18 protein-coding genes, 1 tRNA gene and 1 riboswitch are annotated in these 19,374 nt (G+C 44.1%); of the genes, 7 read left to right on the top strand and 12 right to left on the bottom strand.

What is annotated here, in order from left to right; all coding sequences use genetic code 11:
- Positions 1–224: 224 nt before the first annotated feature.
- Positions 225–1,583, top strand: a complete 1,359-nt coding sequence (mgtE, locus tag ACFQ4A_RS00490) for a magnesium transporter (RefSeq protein WP_382396865.1) — start codon at positions 225–227, stop codon at positions 1,581–1,583.
- 165 nt (positions 1,584–1,748) lie between these two features.
- Positions 1,749–2,249, top strand: a complete 501-nt coding sequence (locus tag ACFQ4A_RS00485; RefSeq protein WP_382396864.1) for a CotO family spore coat protein — start codon at positions 1,749–1,751, stop codon at positions 2,247–2,249.
- 211 nt (positions 2,250–2,460) lie between these two features.
- Here ACFQ4A_RS00485 and ACFQ4A_RS00480 read toward each other — a convergent pair whose 3' ends face one another.
- Entirely contained in the window at positions 2,461–2,919 is a 459-nt protein-coding gene (locus tag ACFQ4A_RS00480; RefSeq protein WP_382396863.1) for a CotY/CotZ family spore coat protein, read from the bottom strand.
- A gap of 267 nt (positions 2,920–3,186) precedes the next feature.
- Here ACFQ4A_RS00480 and ACFQ4A_RS00475 point away from each other — a divergent pair, with 267 nt between their 5' ends.
- The 3 genes from ACFQ4A_RS00475 to ACFQ4A_RS00465 all read left to right on the top strand — a co-directional run bounded on the left by ACFQ4A_RS00475 (position 3,187) and on the right by ACFQ4A_RS00465 (position 4,042).
- A complete protein-coding gene (locus ACFQ4A_RS00475; RefSeq protein WP_382396862.1) occupies positions 3,187–3,432 on the top strand; it encodes a hypothetical protein in 246 nt (81 codons plus the stop codon).
- A 97-nt stretch (positions 3,433–3,529) separates the two neighbouring features.
- Positions 3,530–3,712 (top strand): hypothetical protein, encoded by a 183-nt coding sequence (locus ACFQ4A_RS00470; protein WP_382396861.1) that lies wholly within the window; start codon positions 3,530–3,532, stop codon positions 3,710–3,712.
- Between the two features lie 66 nt (positions 3,713–3,778).
- A complete protein-coding gene (locus ACFQ4A_RS00465) occupies positions 3,779–4,042 on the top strand; it encodes a hypothetical protein (RefSeq protein WP_382396860.1) in 264 nt (87 codons plus the stop codon).
- Between the two features lie 48 nt (positions 4,043–4,090).
- On the opposite strand, the gene ACFQ4A_RS00460 is transcribed toward ACFQ4A_RS00465, so the two are convergent.
- The 6 genes from ACFQ4A_RS00460 to ACFQ4A_RS00435 form a co-directional block, all read right to left on the bottom strand.
- Entirely contained in the window at positions 4,091–4,792 is a 702-nt protein-coding gene (locus tag ACFQ4A_RS00460; protein ID WP_382396859.1) for a DUF421 domain-containing protein, read from the bottom strand.
- A 133-nt stretch (positions 4,793–4,925) separates the two neighbouring features.
- The gene (locus ACFQ4A_RS00455) at positions 4,926–5,351 is read right to left on the bottom strand and encodes a GNAT family N-acetyltransferase (protein ID WP_382396858.1); all 426 of its coding nucleotides are present in this window, start codon (positions 5,349–5,351) and stop codon (positions 4,926–4,928) included.
- Positions 5,348–5,866, bottom strand: a complete 519-nt coding sequence (locus tag ACFQ4A_RS00450; protein ID WP_382396857.1) for a YjcG family protein — start codon at positions 5,864–5,866, stop codon at positions 5,348–5,350. The genes ACFQ4A_RS00455 and ACFQ4A_RS00450 overlap by 4 nt, the downstream gene beginning before the upstream one ends.
- A 106-nt stretch (positions 5,867–5,972) precedes the next feature.
- Entirely contained in the window at positions 5,973–6,728 is a 756-nt protein-coding gene (locus tag ACFQ4A_RS00445) for an alpha/beta hydrolase (RefSeq protein ID WP_382396856.1), read from the bottom strand.
- A gap of 69 nt (positions 6,729–6,797) precedes the next feature.
- Positions 6,798–8,627, bottom strand: a complete 1,830-nt coding sequence (locus ACFQ4A_RS00440) for an ABC transporter ATP-binding protein (RefSeq protein ID WP_382396855.1) — start codon at positions 8,625–8,627, stop codon at positions 6,798–6,800.
- The gene (locus ACFQ4A_RS00435) at positions 8,608–10,347 is read right to left on the bottom strand and encodes an ABC transporter ATP-binding protein (protein WP_382396854.1); all 1,740 of its coding nucleotides are present in this window, start codon (positions 10,345–10,347) and stop codon (positions 8,608–8,610) included. The genes ACFQ4A_RS00440 and ACFQ4A_RS00435 overlap by 20 nt, the downstream gene beginning before the upstream one ends.
- A 276-nt stretch (positions 10,348–10,623) precedes the next feature.
- Here ACFQ4A_RS00435 and ACFQ4A_RS00430 point away from each other — a divergent pair, with 276 nt between their 5' ends.
- The gene (locus ACFQ4A_RS00430) at positions 10,624–11,319 is read left to right on the top strand and encodes a DUF421 domain-containing protein (protein ID WP_382396853.1); all 696 of its coding nucleotides are present in this window, start codon (positions 10,624–10,626) and stop codon (positions 11,317–11,319) included.
- Positions 11,320–11,434: 115 nt separating this feature from the next.
- A tRNA-Val gene (locus tag ACFQ4A_RS00425) sits at positions 11,435–11,507 on the top strand.
- 265 nt (positions 11,508–11,772) lie between these two features.
- On the opposite strand, the gene ACFQ4A_RS00420 is transcribed toward ACFQ4A_RS00425, so the two are convergent.
- The 5 genes from ACFQ4A_RS00420 to ahpC all read right to left on the bottom strand — a co-directional run bounded on the left by ACFQ4A_RS00420 (position 11,773) and on the right by ahpC (position 19,355).
- Positions 11,773–13,179, bottom strand: coding sequence for an amidase (locus ACFQ4A_RS00420; RefSeq protein ID WP_382396852.1), 1,407 nt, complete (start codon positions 13,177–13,179; stop codon positions 11,773–11,775).
- Positions 13,180–13,476: 297 nt separating this feature from the next.
- On the bottom strand, positions 13,477–14,421 hold the full coding sequence (lipA, locus tag ACFQ4A_RS00415) for a lipoyl synthase (RefSeq protein WP_382396851.1): 945 nt from the start codon (positions 14,419–14,421) through the stop codon (positions 13,477–13,479).
- Positions 14,405–15,256 (bottom strand): lipoate--protein ligase family protein, encoded by an 852-nt coding sequence (locus tag ACFQ4A_RS00410; RefSeq protein WP_382396849.1) that lies wholly within the window; start codon positions 15,254–15,256, stop codon positions 14,405–14,407. The genes lipA and ACFQ4A_RS00410 overlap by 17 nt, the downstream gene beginning before the upstream one ends.
- 1,470 nt (positions 15,257–16,726) lie before the next feature.
- A riboswitch (TPP riboswitch) is annotated at positions 16,727–16,835 on the bottom strand.
- Positions 16,836–17,210: 375 nt separating this feature from the next.
- Complete coding sequence (gene ahpF, locus ACFQ4A_RS00405) at positions 17,211–18,776, bottom strand: alkyl hydroperoxide reductase subunit F (protein WP_382396913.1); 1,566 nt, start codon at positions 18,774–18,776, stop codon at positions 17,211–17,213.
- A gap of 12 nt (positions 18,777–18,788) precedes the next feature.
- Positions 18,789–19,355, bottom strand: a complete 567-nt coding sequence (gene ahpC / locus ACFQ4A_RS00400) for an alkyl hydroperoxide reductase subunit C (protein ID WP_382396847.1) — start codon at positions 19,353–19,355, stop codon at positions 18,789–18,791.
- Positions 19,356–19,374: the final 19 nt, after the last annotated feature.

Genomic DNA, 19,374 nt, shown 5'->3' with positions numbered 1-19,374 from the left:
GCGGGCTTCCACAGGATGTGGTGACTTCTGCAGTTGCCCACAGGACGTGTCGGTATTTAGTCGAAGGTCCCCTATTCGATGTGTCATTTTTACCGGACTTTTTGAACAACCTCTATAAAGCCGATATATATTCAGTTTACACGAAAACAATCGATAAATTAAGTATTCTGGTGAAAAAAACAAACAGCATGCTATAATAATACTATTTGAAAGGATGTGTTCATATGGAAAATAACAACATAGAACCCTTTATCTGGGATGACTTACAGACACTTGTCACGAACGATCAAATGGCATTGTTTCGTGAAGGGTTTCTTGATAGGCATCCATATGATCAGGCATTGTTTTTCATACAGCAGCCAAAAGCGATACGATTACAGATTTATACATATTTGTCACCGGAAGAAACAGCAAATTTCATAGAACATATTGAAGCGGATGATATCAAGCCGCTGTTTACGGAAATGGACCCGCGCTTTGCGGCCATGGTCATTGCCGAAATGGCCACGGATGATGCGGTTGATATTCTGAATGAACTGGAAAAAGATGTTGTCGTCAGCTTGCTGACTATCATGGATAATAAAAATGCTGATGAAATTAAAGAACTGCTTCATTACGAAGAAAAGACAGCCGGCAGTATCATGACGACCGAATTTGTGGCCGTTTATCAGTCGAAAACAGTCCAAGAGACGATGCAGTATCTAAAAGCTGAAGCACCAGAAGCTGAAACGATTTATTATTTATATGTGGTTGATGAGGATAAGCATCTTGTCGGCGTTGTGTCATTACGTGATCTGATTGTGGCTGATCAGGACGTACAGGTTTCCGATCTCATGAGTGAAAAAGTCCTGTCTGTATCGGTGGCAAAAGATCAGGAAGACGTTGCTCAGATGATTCGCGACTATGATTTTCTGGCACTCCCTGTTGTGGATTTCCAAAATCATTTGCTTGGGATTATAACAGTTGATGATATATTGGATGTTATGGACGAAGAAGCCAGTGACGATTACTCCAAGCTGGCAGGTGTAGCCGATGTGGACCGGCCGAAAGACAGTGCACTCATCTCGGCAAAAAAACGGCTGCCTTGGCTTATTATCCTTTTATTCTTAGGCATGCTGACCGCTAGTTTGATTGGACAATTTGAAGATGCCCTCGAACAAGTCGCTGTTCTCGCTATTTTTATTCCGCTACTTGCCGGGATGGCCGGTAACACGGGAACACAAGCCCTAGCAGTTGCTGTTCGTGGGCTGTCAACAGGTGACTATGGTCAACAAGGGAAAATGAAGCTCATGGTCCGTGAAGCTGCGACCGGATTAATTAATGGGGTAGTCTGTGGTGCTCTATTAACAACGATTGTGTTTTTCTGGCAGGATGACATTTACCTTGGACTTCTGGTCGGGTTTTCCATTATGGTGACATTGGTAGTGGCAACATTGGCAGGGGCACTTGTTCCCATGATTATGCACAAACTGAAGATTGATCCGGCCGTCGCTTCAGGGCCATTCATCACGACAATCAATGATATTATTTCTATTTTAATTTATTTCGGGCTGGCAACAGCTTTCATGCAGTATTTGACCTAGATTGCCGTACGTCTGAATATCGACATCGGCTTCTCGCCGATATCCCCTAATCGGTACGACCGGTTTCTGATCTCTGACTTCCGACTTCTGGATTAGGCAGACACACATTTAAATCAGGGCTCATATAATGGGTTGACGAATGGTTTAATAAAGGAGCGGATCTAAATGCGTGAGAAAAACATGGCCAAAAGTCCATTACTCTACATTCAGCAGCCGGGTATCCGGGCACCAAAGGCATCGATGCAGAGCCATTATAAAACACCGAAAAAACAACACAATCATACCGGTACCGACAAGGTCAAAAAGCAGCACGTCAATCGGAATTTTTTTAATCATAAGCAGACGATACATGATGAGGTGGAGAAGGATGCTGAATCAAGAGGGGAGAGCTCTGATGCTGATCAGCAAGCTGATGTAGACATGGAAAATAATCAGGAGCGTAAAAAGTTTAAAGATATGAATTTGGAAGAACGCATCGATTATTTTCTGAATGCACCCGACCATGTCCCGGTCTTGCGGGCTGAAATTAAAACGGCGGAACGCAATTATCGCGGAAAGATTGTCGATTACCAGGATAATAACGTTTATATGCGTGTCGGGAGACGAACAACACCAACCGAAATTCCGTTTGAGACGATTAAGGAGATACGCCTGATCGGGTTCTAGTTAATGGATAAGGTCAAATGAAATCCAGCCGTAAGAAAAACGCGGTTTCCGCCTCGTCTTTCCAAAGGTCAGAGACCGGAAGTCAGACTTGAAGAAATCGGCGCGTTAGCCGATTTCGGTATTGAAAACGTCGTCCAACATTTTATACTTGCTTATCTTACAAAAAAAGGTGCTCCGGGGACACCGGAGCACCTTTTCAGTGTTTTTTCACTTAGTTGAATGCGTTGACTGCTGGCAAGCATGTTACGTGGCAGAAGCAGTTCAGGTCGACGGTGATGCAGATACCTGTAGCACATAGATGCTTTGTGTACTGGTGAACAGGATCTTTTGGCGTGTCGTCATCATCATGTGGATCGCGCAACAGTTCAACCACTGCACAGCAATCATCGTCTACTCGCTTAACACGGAAGTAAAAGCTGGATGTCATTTCACCGATGTTATCCGGATTCGCGCCGAACCCTTTAAATGGTTCGCATCCTTCCTTGCAATAGAGGATCACTGGTACGGTGTCAAGGCCGTTGCTTGCATCTGTATCTCCAAGCAAATCGCTAATTGACTGTTCGCAGCTGGTGGAGCAGCAGTTCTCAACAACATCATTTTGCGCCTCAACAATTTCCTTTAAAATATCACAGACACAATTACCTGAATGATATTCTTTTCCACAACCCATGAATTATTACCCCTTCCTTTGTTTGTATTGACCTGATGTCTCTAACAGAGTATGTGCTGCTGGGTATATGGTGTGGGCGCTTGTCTGGTATCAGGCAAAATTTTCAGGGCAAATGTTTAAACCATCGCCAAAAGCCGGGTGTGCGGATGTTTTAAGCAACACTGGGGAAAACTTTACGCTTACTGGGACATTCGTCCATACTTCCTGGAAATGGGGGACATAGACTAATACCGATGATGATTACAATTTATAAGGAGTGTTAACGTCATGTCCGATCATAAAAAAGTGATTCATGTAAAGGATTTAGTCATAAAAGCGGATAATGTTCACATAGAGCCCCGCCGTCCCCGCAGAGACCCATTTTTTGGACCACGTCCGGGTTGGGGAATGGAACGATATGGAGAATCAACCGATGAAGCATCATATGATAACGAATCATCCGAAAAAGAATCCTCAGATGCCAAAGAAAGCTCCGGTGAAAGAGGGGAGAGAAGACGATTCCCATGGTTTTAGATCACATGATCATGTCAGGCAGCTAAACAGGGCTGTCTTTTTCTTTTAATGATTATGCGAACGTTTCTGTTGCCTGTTGGGAAGGAGGGGTGCTGACGTGGAAACCCAATTAACGCGAATATTCCAAAGGATGGAAGACCATGCAGAGAAAGGTATCAGCCGCATTGAAAAGCAGATGAAAACCTTTGATGACGACATGCAGGACTGGAACAAGGAATTTTTATCAGGTATAGCGACGTTTGAAGATGTCATGGCAAAATTTAAAAAAATCATGGAATAATTATCAGTAAATATGGGTATAGATGAGTAAACAATCCTTTGTGATGTGAAAATGGGAGGGACGGCTATGGGCTATCTGTTACCAGTTACGCAGTATCAGTACCGTGATTATCAAAAACGTACCGTTAAAGCGCAACAGGATCCTTTTCACATCGAGAAACCATACAGGACGATCATGGAAGCCAATTATCACAGTCGTGCCTTAAACGAGGCAGCGGTAAGGACTAACACAAGGCGGGGCGTGGGACTGACCGGAGTCAAACGCCCGGACCCGGAAACCATATACGCGGAAGTGACAGGAACAGGGCGGCATTTCAGCAGCAGCGTTTAAGAAGCGGAAAGCAAAAAATGAGGACTGCCGGGTTGACAGCCCTCATTTTCATTCTTTTTTTTGTTGATTATGGTAAAGCGTGACAAACAATTTCTGCTGATTTTCCTGCCATTCAGCGTAAAAAACATCTTCAACGGACTGAACATTTTGTCTATGCAATTCTTCTTCCAGCCATGTTTTGGTTAATTTCGCTTCTTTCAGGTTATCCCACACGACTTCACCGTCACTGATGATGGTCCTGCCGATTTTAACAGGCGTAGGCGAGACGTTGAGGTCTGAATTGGTTGGTGTCTGATAGTCCGGTTTTTTCAGCACGGATATCGTGCCATCCACTTCGAGAACAGCATATTCCACTTCCTCAACTGAAAAGACATCCTTGGAACGAAGCAAGTGCTGCAGCTCATTAATGTCCAGACGATTTTGTTTGAGGACATCAAACATAAGAAGTCCTTTATGAATAACAATCGATGGCCGACCTTCCAGGAGTGCCCGACTCCCTTTGTATTTTTGGGTGGTGATTTCTGTGATGTATAGTAATATGCCCCATAAAGCGACTAAAAAGGCGATCTCCGGTATGCCTGATTCTTTTTCAAACAGGGCATTACCAACAAGTTCCCCTAATATGACAGCTGATATAAAGTCAAATGGCGTTAAAGAGGAGATTTGTGTTTTTCCGAGAGCTTTAACCAGCACAAATAAGGCAATAAACCCAAAGACAGTATCACCAAACATCAGCAGGTATTCTTTCAATGGTTATTCCCCCTTTCATCTCTGTATAGCATAACCGCTTGATTGACTTGTCATGCAGTTAGAATAAGGGGATGTCTATTGGGAAATACGTATCACAAAAAAGGGTATCCGTTGTAAAAAACAGGATACCCTTTCATTCCAGCTGTTTGGTCATCGTTACATGTGGGATGCCCGCATCCATAAATTCCTCTGATACAACGTCGTAACCTAGTCGTTGGTAAAAATTGATAGCATGTGTCTGAGCATTTAATTTGGCCGTTGTATAACCTTTGTTGCTGATAATGGTTTCCATTGCCTGAATCATGTTGGCACCATGGGATTTTCCGCGTTGACTTTTGAGGACACAAATCCGTTCCAATTTGCCGAAGCTATCGACAAATCGGACACGGGAGGCAGCAATAGGTAAACCATCTTCATATCCGATCAAATGGATGGCCTGCCCGTCATACGTGTCTATCTCCACTTCCGGTGGCACATTTTGCTCGTCCACAAATACCGTTGTACGGACCTCGAAAGCGTGTTGTTTTTCTTCCGGTGTTTCGACGACTTTAATGTTCATACATATTCCTTGCCAAACACGAAGGATTCATAAACGGTCCATATACCATTATCGAGCTGATAAACAAGGTGGAAACGGTCGATCTGATCTTCAAGTCGAGTATCTTTCATGCTGAGGCTGCCATAAACATCTGAATACTCATCTTGTGAAAGCTTTTGAGCAATGGTAATATGCGGGACATACGAATACATCTGATTCGCCGGGAATTTCCCTGATTGCATTTTCTCAGCCAGGTCATACAATTGCTGGATCGGTTCAACTTTTAAATAAATGGTGTTGGTAACCGGCGCGAATGTGCTTACCTTATTGACGGCCAGATCAAATGGTTCTGTCTCATTAGCGATATGCTTTAGTTCTGTTATCAGCTCAGTAATTTTAGCATCATCCACTTCGAATGCTTCTTTCAATGTTAGGTGAGGTGGAATCATTGCGTAGTGGGGGTCATAGCGTTTTCTGTATGAATTGATTTCATCCTGAACCGGCTTCGATGGAAAAATGACAATGCCATATTTCATGATAAAAACCTCCTCTTTTATAATAGCTGTGCTGACTGTTGTTTTAAGTATACCTTCCATTATAACAAAAATTGAATTCAATAGGGAAATTAAATGTAGAAAAATTTTAAATTGGGCCAAATAGACTGGTGAACGCGTGTCTTAAATCATGTTGCCAGTATTGCCACGTATGTCGGCCATCTTCCAGTTCATGGTAGGTGTAATCGGCATTTTTATTCTGCAGAAGGTCATGCAGTTCACGGTTGGGTGTAAGAAAATCTTTTTTTCCGCCGTCTGTCGTCTCCACAGCTGTCTCGTCAGTGCCGATTGTATGATAAATGGTGATGGCATGAATGGCCTTTGCTTCATTTACGGCCTGCTGCACGGATTCATCCACATAGGGCGATTGCATGATCACCTTTCCAAATGTATGCGGATAGGTTAATGCGGTCATCAATGCCTGTGTACCTGCCAATGAGTCGCCAGCGAGCGCTCGCGATTGCGCCATATGATACGCAGGGAAGACGTTATCAAGAAAGGGGGCAACTTCATGGGCGAGAAACTTGCTGTATGCTAGACGCTGCCGACCATCCGGATGGTATTTTTCCCGGCGGTCAAATTTATCCTTGTAATGGATCCCGACTAAAATCGTATTAGACATGTCACCATTATCATGCAGCTGATCGCTCCATGTCGCGGCACGTCCCAGCTGATAATAATCATTTCCATCCTGCATGATACAAAACTGGTAGTTATAAAGTGGTGAAAAAGATTCGGGCTGATACATTTTCAACGTCATCGTTTCTTGCAAATAGCGGCTATTGATTTGCTTTTCGGTCATGGTTCCTTTGCGTCCGATGATGAACACCTCGTTTATATCCATATAGTGGGTACCCTGGGCCGGGAGATGGTAAACCGCTGCCTACAGTTTACCATAAATTAACATGCTGTTCTATGCGTGCTCTTTCAACTGCTGCTGATGAAGAGCGTAATAGCGTCCACGACTTGCGATCAGTGCTTCATGCGATCCCTGCTCAACGATTTCGCCGTGTTCCAGCATAATAATTTTGTCCGCTTCTTGAATGGTGTTAAGCCGGTGGGCGATGACAAAGCTTGTTCTGCCCTTCATCAGCCGTTTCAGCGCATCCTGGATCTTCAGCTCGGTCACCGTATCAATATTGCTAGTTGCCTCATCCAAAATCAGAATGGAAGGGTCAGCCAATATTGCCCGGGCAATGGTAATCAGCTGTTTTTGCCCCTGGCTGATCCCGCTGCCGGACTGATCAAGCATCGTGTCATAGCCATTCGGCAGCCGCTTGATGAAATCATGTACATTGGCGTCCTTTGCCGCTTCCATAATAGCGTCATCTGTTGCATCAAGCCGCCCATAGCGAATATTTTCCCTGATGGTGGCGTGGAACAGAAAAGCATCCTGCAGCACAAACGCCATGTGACGGCGCAGACTGCTTCGGCGGATATGTTTTAGATCAACTCCGTCCAGTTTGATGACGCCGTTGTCATAGTTATAGAAGCGTGAAATCAGATTGATAATGGTCGTCTTACCGGCACCGGTATGACCGACAAAAGCGACTGTCTGACCCGGCTCAGCCGTAAAGCTGATCCCTTTTAAGATCGGTGTTTTCTCATAGGCAAACGACACATGGTCGAATTCGAAGTGACCTTGCGTCCCATCTAGTGTAAGCGCGTCCTTCTCGTCAGTTTCTTCCTGTTTCGTGTCAATAATGTTAAAAACACGTTCAGCACCAGCGACCGCTGACAGCAAAATATTAAACTGGTTGGATAATTCATTGAGCGGTCGGGTGAACTGCCGGGCATATTCAGTAAATATGACAATTACCCCGACGGTAATGACGTCCTGAATGGCGAGAATCCCACCGGCAAGCCCGATCAAGCCGAAACTTAAAAAGTTCAGCATGTTCATGACTTTCGGGATGAACCCGGCAAAAACTTGAGCCCAGAACCCGGAATGCTGTAAGTTCTCATTGCGTTCCTGAAATTCACCTATCACACGTTCTTCCTGGGAAAACGTTTTGATGATATGCTGACCGGAAACCGTTTCTTCCACATACCCGTTCAATTCACCTAAATGGTGTTGTTGCAATTTGTACAACGGCCCAGTCCTTTTTGTAATCCAGCGAATCGCCATAAACATCACCGGGATAGTAGCCATTGTTATCAATGTCAGTAGGGGACTCAGCAGCAGCATGACTACGACAGTTCCAACAAGCGTTAGGACACTGGTGAAAATCTGGATAACGGATTGATTCAACGTATTATTTATATTATCAATATCATTGGTGATCCGGCTCATCAGTTCGCCGTGCTGACGCTTATCGAAAAATGATATCGGTAGCCGGTGAAATTGCTGGAACAACTCTTCCCGCAGTGAATAGACGGTATTTTGGGCGATACCGACCATCCAATAGTTCTGCAAGAAGAGTGACAATGAATGCAAAATATAAATGATCAGCAGCCAGACAAGCAGCATACCAAGCCCGGATGGTTCCTGCGTCACAATGAAGTCATCAACGGCCATCCCGACCATAAAGGGACCTGCCAGACTCATAGCTGAACTGATTAGCACCATCAGGATGACCAGCAGGAGTGTGCCTTTTTGTCGTGCCAAATACGACCAGATCCGCTTAACCGTGCCGGCTGTATTACGGGCCCGGTTTGTTTTGTCCCGTTCCTGCTGTAAGCGGAGATCATCAATCGGTATTTTGTCGTATTGAAAAGGGCGCTTAAAAGGTGCCGTTCGCATGCGTATACTCCTCTCCAAACTGTGAAGCCACAATCTGCCGGTAAAGGTCAGAGTCGCGCAGCAACTCCTCATGTGTGCCGCTCGCTAATATTCTCCCATAATCGAGCAACAGGATCCGGTCAGTGCGCGTTGCCGTGGCAATCTTTTGGGTGATGATGAGCGTCGTGCAGTGGTAGTCTTTGATCGCATCCAGCAGCTTTGCTTCCGTTCCTAGGTCAAGCGCACTTGTGCTGTCATCAAGCATCAGGATTTTGGGCTTCCGAATCAATGCTCTAGCAATGGAAATCCGCTGTTTCTGCCCGCCGGACAAATTAACGCCTTTCTGTCCGATTTTGGTTTCATATTGATCCGGCAAGTCCATGATCGTCTCATGGATCTGGGCATCTGTTGCCGCCCGGATAACGTCATCCCGAGAAGCATTTTCTTTTCCCCAAGCGATATTGTCCGTGACAGTACCGGTGAATAGAAGCGGATTTTGCGGAACATAGCCGATGCTCTGCCGCAAATTGTCCAGCTTAAAGGTACTGATTGGCCGGTCATCGATCGAGATGTTCCCGTCGTTTGAATCATACAAGTTTGGCAGCAGCTGGAACAAGGATGTTTTACCTGAACCGGTGGCACCCATAATGGCCAATTTTTCACCTGGACGGACGGTAAACGAAATGTCGGATAGGGCGTTTTCCGGCATGTTCGGATAAGCGAATGAGACATGGTCAAACGTTATTTTTCCTTCCTGAACGATCGTTTCGTTGTTTGCATGAACGTTATCAGCCACATCGGTCCTGACCCGAAGCACCTGATCTAGTCGTTCAGCAGATGCTTTGGCGCGGGAGAAACCCATAATGATGAACGTAAACATGGAAATAGCCATCGCCACACGCATGGCATAATTGACAACCGCTACGACATCCCCGGTATTGGTTTCACCGGAAATGGCCAGCGTATTCCCGTGCCAGATGATAAAAATCAAACTCAAATTCATCACGAACAGTAAAATCGGCATCGATGTTTCGATGAACCGGAATGTTTTCCGCATCATATTGGCTAGATTCTCATTGGCACCCATAAACCGGCTTTCTTCATGATCCCGCCGTACAAACGCCTTGATCAGTCTCATACCGGTTAGATTCTCCTGCATCACCTGGTTGACATGATCCACATTGCGTTGGACGTGATCGAATAATCGTGTTGCCATTTTCAGTACCCATAAAATGAATCCGACCATAAGCGGGACCGTCACCAGAAAAATTAAAGCAAGGCGCGGACTAACGATAAAGGCCATGATCACGCCGCCAATCGCAATTAAAGGGGCTTTGGTCATAATCCTCAGTGCCATGAATATCGTATTCTGCAGCTGGCGAACATCATTGGAGAAACGCGTGACAAGGCCGGATGTTGGATACTGATTCAGGTTCGCAAATGAGAAATCCTGTATTTTGCGAAAAAGCTGTCTGCGGATATCGTAGGCAAACCCAAGCCCTGTGTGGGCGGCATAAAACGAGTTGAAAATGCCAGCAACAAACGCCATGAACGCCATCGCAATCATGATACCGCCCCACATTACAATATTCTGAAGGTCTTGGTTCACAACCCCGTCATTGATCATTTTTCCGAGAAAAAATGGCAGCAAAAGCTCGACCATCAGTTCAACTAAGGTAAGGGCATAAGCGATTGTAATTGGTATTTTATATGGTTTCAGAAAGGATAGAACATGCCTCAAGCTGGAGACCTCCGATGAATTTTGGCAATTGTCCTTTTATTATAATGGTTAACGCCCAATTAGCCAAGAATATATTTCGGAAGCAGAAGTAATTTGAACGTTTTGAACTAGCCAGCGATCCGCTTTTCGGTCACTAACTGGTGTGACCATTTCAGTGAGGAATTTGTAAACGTAACGGCTTTGTGACAACTTGGGCCAAAATAAGACCGGAGCTTCATATTTCGATGGGACAAGTAGATAATAGGACTAAAGTAATTTCAAGGGTGAGGCACAGAGATGCTATTGTTTATCGGTAAAACGGTTCTGTTATATTTCATCATCATTGTCATTATAAGATTGATGGGAAAATCCGCGTTTGCTCAATTGACAGCACATGATCTGGCTGGTATCTTTTTTGTAATTTCGCTTGCGACAGGACCGGTTGTGACGCCTAACTTCGTTTATACGATCACAGGAATGGCGGTTATCGGCGTTGTCCATGTCGGATTTTCCAAGCTTATGCTGTTCAATCGACTAAAGACAATTTTTATCGGGCAACCAACGACCGTTGTGAAATATGGAAAAATCATGCAACATAATTTAAAAAAGTCACATTTTACGTTGACTGAGCTATTATCTGAACTACGTGAAAAAGGTTATCCCGATATCGCATGTATTGATTTTGCCTTTATCGAACCAAGTGGCGGCTTAAGCGTTGTGCCAAAACAGGAAACAGCTCCTGTAACGCCTGATCAACTAAGTATTGAGACAAAACATCGGGGACTGCCAATATCTGTGATTATTGAAGGGGAAATCCAGCAGCAGAATTTACAGCTGCTCAATATGAACGAACAATGGTTAAAACATGAATTGGCGAAAACAGGTTTCCCTGACATAAATAAGGTTTTCTATGCCGCCGCCCGTGATGAGGATTATTCACTAATAATTGATATCGGAACAGACAGCACGAATAACGGGGAAAATAACAATTAAACGGTACCACCTTCGTACGAAATAAGTCCCGGCAAAAAAATTCACGAAAACTTATTGACAGAATAGCTTAATTCAGATATATTATTATTTGTCGATAAGTTAATAAAACAAACATGATTCCGTAGCTCAGCTGGGAGAGCGCATGCTTGACAGGCATGAGGTCGGTGGTTCGAGCCCACTCGGAATCATACCATCAATGTGACATCATTCGCTTGGATATGGTGTCACATTTTTTTATTTAAACAGTCTTCAAAAATGTTATTCCAAAAATGCCCCTTAATCAAAAAAAGACGTAATCACTCTCCGAAGCGTCACTCCCTTTCACTCCGCCAATTTATCTAACAACGCTTGTTCTAAGATAATGTACTTTCCTATGTGTCCTCCTTGCTGTCAGGGGCAGGTATCTTGCCCCTGACAGTTTCGGAATTGGTAGCGGTGCAATGCACCTGTGTCCTATAAATTTGGCTTTCTATCTTTAAATGGATTGGTCTGTTCTACTGCGTAACCTGTATTTAAAATAAGTCCTTCGCTAAAGGCAGGTCCCATTATGTGAACACCCACTGGCATATCGTCCTTAAAGCCGCATGGAACGGTAAGAGCAGGGAGGCCTGTTAAATTTCCGGGGCTGGTTAAACGGATAATGTTGCTAACCAGTTCTGCTTTCTCACCATTCAAATCTGCAAATGCTTCACCGATATTAGGTGGCATAATCGGTAAGGTAGGAGCCATGAGTACATCCACTTTTTCAAATGCTTTTTGGAAATCCTGCTTCAATTGCTTTCTTAGTTGTTGTGCTTGTAAATAATCGACCACCGATGGAAGGTCATCCATTTCATAAAGATTGGGGATGTCATGACCAAAATCATTCGCTTTTTCTAGTAAATTCGTATGATGGATGGCGGTTGCCTCCGATAAGTTTGTAACCATTTGCAGTTGTTCACTATGCTTTAGTGTTGGAATGGTCACTTCTTCTACTTTAGCACCTTGGTTAACGAGCCGCTGGATGCTTTCTCGAACGCGTTTATCAATATCGGAATCTATTTGGTTGAAGAAATATTCTTCATTCACACCGATTACTAAATCATTTACATTACCAGTCAATTGTTTCGTATACGTGTCAACTGGAAGGTCAATCGTTGTCGGGTCGTTTTTGTCGTAACCGGAAATGATTTCTAATAACCCAGCGGAATCTTTGACTGTTTTTGTCATTGGCCCAATATGATCGAGCGACCAAGCTAGTGGGAAAGAACCGTGATTACTAACTCTCCCGTATGTCGGTTTTAAGCCGACAATTCCACTAGCGGATGCAGGGATTCGTATAGAGCCGGCAGTATCTGTACCCAATGAAGCAGCACTCATATCAGCTGCAACGGCAGCAGCGGAACCACCACTGGAACCACCGGGGATTTTCTCTAAATGCCATGGGTTTTTTGTTGCGCCATAATGCGGGTTGTTCGTTGTGATGCCCCACGCATATTCGTGCATATTCAGTTTACCAGTTAAAACGGCGCCAGCTTCTTTTAGCTTTTTGACGACGGTTGCATCAACGTCCGGGATAAAATCTTTATGGATCTTTGACCCCATTGTGGTCAATTCATTTTTAACGTATAAATTATCTTTAAGAGCCATTGGGATGCCGTGATACATGCCTCTGTACTGGCCATTAAGGATTTCTTCTTCAGCATCCTTGGCGGCTTTTTCAGCATGTTTTCGTGAAAAATGAAGATAGGCATTTATTGCTTCATTTTTCTCTTCGGCGTGATCTAAAACCACTTTTGTCAGGTCAACTGGAGAAACAGCTTTTGTTTCAATGAGCGTTGCTAATTCTTCAACCGATTTCGAAAGTAATTCATTACGCAATATGGCACCTCCAGAAATTTGTGGAACAAACCCTTCCCTTTTCTCTTGTCTACCATAGAGTAACAAAAAAGCGAGAATGCGTATAGTTTTTGCTTTCATGGGGAAGGGGACAGGTCCCTCAATGTTGCCATTGGAATCGTCCTTTTCAGCATGTCCCGCAACTTTAAAAAATGACAACTGGCCCATCCGTATAAGAGCGGTTGCCATTTACTTCGCAGAGTGAACGCAACGTTAAATCGAATCAGAAACTGCCAGTTTGTTTTAAATTAAACAATGACTGGCAGTTTAGTTGACGATTTAAAATTTAAATTCCACTTCTTCATTTTCTTGATCTTCGTAGCCTTTCATATACTGAATTCTGCGCTGTGCAGATGTGCTGTTTACTTGCTCATCCGCGTGGTAAGAAGATCTGACAAGTGGCCCTGATTCACAATGTGTAAAGCCTTTTTCCAACGCAATTTCCTTTAATTCCTCGAATTCATCCGGGTGATAATAACGTTCGACATTTAAGTGTTTTTTAGTTGGCTGCAAATACTGTCCGATTGTCATAATATTGACATCGTGTGCCAATAAGTCATCCATTGCCTCAATAATTTCTTCCTTTGTTTCGCCTAAGCCAACCATAATGCTGGATTTCGTAGGTGTATTTGGTGCAATTTCTTTAACACGTTTTAAAAGTTGTAACGATCTGTCATAGGTGGCTTTTGCTCGAACGCGTTTTGTCAGTCGGCGAACGGTTTCAATATTATGGTTAAAAATATCCGGTCCACTATCCATTAATGTGTGAAGGCTTTCATAATCCCCTTTCATATCTGAGGGAAGAATTTCAATCGTACTACCGGGATTTTGTTTACGGATGGCACGAACGGTTTCTGCAAATACGGCTGCACCACCATCATTCAAATCGTCTCGTGCAACTGCCGTAATAACCACGTGTTTTAAACCCATTACTTCAACAGAATCCGCAACGCGCTTCGGTTCACCCCAGTCCAGTTCATTCGGAAGTCCCGTTTTAACGGCACAAAAACGACACCCTCGTGTACACGTATCCCCTAAAATCATAAATGTAGCTGTTTTTCTTTCACTCCAGCATTCATAAATATTCGGGCATCTTGCTTCTTCACAAACTGTGTTTAATCGGTTGTCACGCATGAGAGTTTTAAGTTTTCGATAGGATTCATTTGTGTTGATCCTGGTTTTTAACCACTCCGGTTTACGTATGTACTCAGCTTGTTTGGCCATTTATTACACGCTCCTTTGATGAATGAAAATTCCAAGCTTCTAATTCATATTTTGTACGGGCCAGATGGAAAACTTCTTCCCAATCACCTTCAGTAAGTTCAAGCGGCTCGAAGGTAATGTTTAAGCCTGATTCAAACCCTTTCTTGAAAGCTGTGGTCATCATGTCATACGTATGCTGTTTATTTGTTAATTGATCAATCGTAGCAGCCTTATGATGAAACGCTTCCCGCTTTCTTTGCCTGCTTTTCTCAGAAGGAAAGCGAAACAGATCGAATAACATGTCTATATCCATACGCATTGGAATCGATCCATGTTGCATCAGCACACCATTTTTACGTGTTTGTGCATTCCCGGATAGTTTTTTTCCGTCGACGACCATTTCATAATAAGCGGGCTCCTCAAAACAGATGGCTGTACGCTCTCTTTCAAAGCGTTTTTCCGGAATAGCATAATCTGCATCGACAGCCAAATTCCGGTACCCTTCCAAAACACCTTTTGATAAAACGTAATAGGCATCTTTCACTGATTTTGGAATACCCGGATCTTGTTCTGATATCACAAGACTATAGGTTAGCTCGTGATCGTGCAGTACAGCGCTGCCGCCAGTCAGCCGCCGGACAAATTGACAGCCATGTTTATCGACAGCACGAAAGTCAATCTTTTTGTCGGCATTTTGAAAATGGCCGATTGATAAACTTGGTTTTTTCCATCCATAAAATCGTAGTGTTGGTGGAATCCTGCCTTCACTAAGCCAGTTAATCAAGCATTCATCCAAGGCCATATTGACCGCTGCATCATGATACCCTGTATCCAACAATCGCCATTCTTTTTGCATGAATTCACCTCCATATTGCTTATGAGCATTGAGCATTTTTTCTTCACCATTTATTTCTTAATGGGTAAAAAACACTGTAATAAATTGCTAAAAATTCACCTTGCAATTCTGACTATCCTGATATAAATTATACAGAATAAGTCTTTCTAAATAAAGGGAAATCACCTTTTTAGGGGAGGTGATTTATTTTGTTAAGGCCCTTGTCGCAAATTTTGTTGCTCTTAGACACTCGCAGTTGATATAAATTGCGACGTAACTGCTGCTTGATTGTTTTCTATAAGTACATGTCATTCCCGCCGTCCGGAATCGTTTCGGGCGGATGCTTTCCGCGGTCACGGTCTCAGACTCCTCAGAAGCAAAGAACGCTTCTTCCGGGGTCTTCGGACACGTGCTTTCCCGCAGGAGTCACCGCCCTCCACTCACCCGGACTAGTTAAGTTGCGTGACGCGATTTACTATTACAACCATAATTAACAGTTAGTAAATCCAAACTAGCGGAGATTCCTGTGGGAGCAGAGGCCTAGCAACCTTGGACAAAAGTATTTTTATTACAGGAAAATACGAACTTAAGATGGTGAATAAAACTCGCTCCGGAAATATACTCCGCTTTCCGCGGGCGGCTGGTGAGCCTCCTCGTGCTGGCGCACTGCGGGGTCTCACCGATGCCTTTCCTCCCGCTGGAGTCTACGTATATTTCCTCCGCTAAAGCAGTGTAATGTTCATCTTTAGAATTAATCGATACAGTTATGTCCAAGACTCCTAGATGAGACTCCGCAGTGCGACGAGCAATCTTTTCTGCGAGGAGCGTATGTCTCACCGAAATAGCTTGCAACACGACGAGCACCAAGCAAAGCTTCACCGAGTACGCTTCAACCTGCGAGGAGTGCCGCTTCACCGAAAAACTTGCAACATGACGAGCACCAATTGTATTTCCTTCGCAAGTGTGGGGTTATTGAAGCGGAGGGCTGTCGACTCCTGCGGTCGTCGGCTAAGAACGGTCACGTCCTGTGACCAACGCCGACACTAGAACGTCCTGTTCGTCGAAGCAACAGCTGAAGATCCCGCAGGACAAGGAAAGCTGCGGCAGCGTTACATCGCACGAAGAAAAAGTGGTTTCCTTTTTCGAGGAAGCGGTTTTTGCTTCCGAGGAAGCTGAAGCGTTGCCCGCGGAAAGCGACGAGCGAAACATCCGCCGAGTAGGCTGCGAGTTGCGAGGAGTGCCGCTTCACCGAAAAACTTGCAACACGACGAGCACCGAGTATTTTTCCGCAGCGACGAACTAGCACTCAGCCCCGATAGACTTGGAGGAAGACTTTCCAATAGTTACGTCGCAGTTTATGGGTTTTGTATCAAAGACAACAACCTTTTAGATAACAGCCTTTGTTAAAGAAAATTCACGTTTACCTTAAATGATTATGTCGCTTAAAGAAAGGACTGCATCCCCAAAGGGAATGCAGTCTGGTTATCGTAAATAACTCTGACGACACTTCCCCCACGCTAGTATTATCCAGTTCGGGTTTATAAGGGTCAAAACGAGATTCGTTCTTCTCAGCCGTTTAACAGCTCCCCTAGTGTGAATCATTTGTTAATTTAATATTTCTATCATAACATACCCCGTTTTGTTGTAAAGGATATTTTATCCAGTTTCTTATGGATCATAAACGCTTTTCATATCCTGAAAGCGTTTTTTGTTTTTAAATACATTAATGGGAGAGTGGGACGTATGAGATGACGGTTTTTTGGTTACCGATTTTTAGGCTGAAGCTAAAAGCGAGAAATACAGCATGTTAGAGGTCGCTAATTTCTTAGGAAGTGAACTGAAGAAGCTAAAGGAAGCGGTAATGGTTGATTAATTTAGCGTAATAATATACGGGATTAGGCGTTATTTGTGGTTATTACAATAGCAAAAAATTCGTCGCTTACTACTTGATGTAATAAGCGACGATTCAATAGTCCTAAGAAATGGTTGCACCACTCTTGGATGGTGTTGTATTTCGGATTAAATAATCAAACGCGCCTAAAGCGGCTGTCGCACCTTGTCCCATTGAGATGATAATCTGCTTATAGGCACTGTCTGTACAGTCGCCGGCAGCAAAAATGCCTGGTACACTTGTCGCACCCTTTTTATCGACAACAATTTCACCAGTTTTTGTATGCTCAATCGAATCGTCGAGCCACTCAGTATTTGGTACAAGGCCAATTTGAACAAACACGCCTTCCAATTCAATATGACGATTTTCTTCAGTTATACGGTCCTTGTACGTCAGACCAGTCACTGTGTCGTCACCGGTGATTTCTGTTGTTTGGGCGTTCGTAATAAATGTCACATTAGGCAGACTGTAAAGACGGTCCTGCAGCACGGAATCAGCTTTTGATTCTGATGCAAATTCAAGGACGGTCACATGTTTCACAATGCCTGCAAGGTCAATGGCCGCTTCCACACCGGAGTTTCCACCGCCAATAACCGCGACATGCTTGCCTTCAAACAGTGGTCCATCACAGTGTGGGCAATAGGCAACACCTTTATTTTTAAATTCCTTTTCGCCTGGGACCCCGATCTGGCGCCAGCGTGCACCTGTGGAAAGGATGGCTGTTTTACTTTGCAGAACAGCACCATTTTCCAGTTCGACTTCAATATGGTTATCTTTCCTCTCGATATTTGTTGCTTGCACCTGATTCATCACGTCAACATTATAATCTTCCACATGCTCGTGAAGGTTCCCTGCCAGTTTAGGGCCTTCCGTCTGTTTGACACTGATAAAGTTCTCAATGGCATTTGTATCGAGCACCTGGCCGCCCACGCGATCAGTTAAAATGCCTGTCCGGATGCCTTTACGTGCAGCGTAAACGGCAGCACTGCCACCGGCTGGACCGCCGCCTACCACAAGGACATCAAATTGGTCTTTACCTTCAAATTCCGAGGCATCCGGGCCACTGCCTAATGCGGCAAGGATTTCGTCAAGTTCCATACGGCCGCTGCCCCATTCGTCACCGTTTAAGAAGATGGTTGGAACGCCCATGATGTTTTGGCTGTCCACTTCACCTTTGAAAGCGCCACCCTCAATCATGGTATGCGAAATGCGAGGGTTCAGCACACTCATGATGTTTAATGCCTGAACAACAACAGGGCAGTTATGGCAGCTCAAGCTGACATACGTTTCAAAATGATACTCGTCCTCAATAGCTTTGATCCGGTCAATGACGCTCTGCTCCACTTTTGGCGGCCGGCCGCTCACTTGGATTAATGCCAGTACCAATGACGTGAATTCGTGGCCTAAAGGAACACCGGCAAACGTAATCCCGGTGTCCTCGCCTGGACGATTGACACTGAAACTTGGTGTTCGTTTCAATTCTGTTTTTTCAATTTTTATATTGGAAGACATTGTTGCTAGTTCATCCACCAGCTCCAGCATTTCTTTCGATACATTATCTGAGCCGGCACTAACTTTAAGGACGATATCGCCTTCCAAAAACTCAAGATATTGCTTCAGTTGTGATTTGATATCCGAATCCAACATGATTTATCGAACTCCTTAGATTTTACCTACAAGATCAAGGCTTGGTTTGAGTGTCTCTTCTCCTTCTTGCCATTTGGCTGGGCAAACTTCACCAGGATTCTTGCGCACATATTGTGCTGCTTTGATTTTATCGATAAGTGTGCTTGCATCACGGCCGATACCATCAGCATTAATTTCAGCAGCCTGGATAACACCATCCGGGTCGATGATGAACGTGCCACGATCGGCGACACCTTTTTCCTCGATTAAAACATCGAAGTTGCGGGAAATGTCGTGAGAAGGATCACCAATCATGGTATATGTAATTTTGCTGATTGCTTCTGAATGATCATGCCATGCTTTATGGACAAAATGACTGTCTGTTGAAACGGAATAGACTTCGACACCGAGTTCCTGCAATTTTGCGTATTGATCCTGTAAATCTTCAAGCTCTGTTGGACAAACGAATGAAAAGTCTGCCGGGTAAAAGCAAACAACACTCCAATGACCCTTCAGATCTTCCGCAGTAACCTCAATAAAATCATCGCCTTCTCTGAAAGCCTGTGCTTTAAAAGGTGCTATTTCTTTTCCAATTAACGACATTTATATGTCCTCCTCATTC

The organism is Lentibacillus salinarum (genome assembly GCF_042679865.1).
In the GTDB taxonomy this organism is placed as follows: domain Bacteria; phylum Bacillota; class Bacilli; order Bacillales; family Amphibacillaceae; genus Lentibacillus; species Lentibacillus salinarum.
Note: the sequence above shows the minus strand (reverse complement) of the source record. Positions and strands in the feature narration are given on the sequence as shown.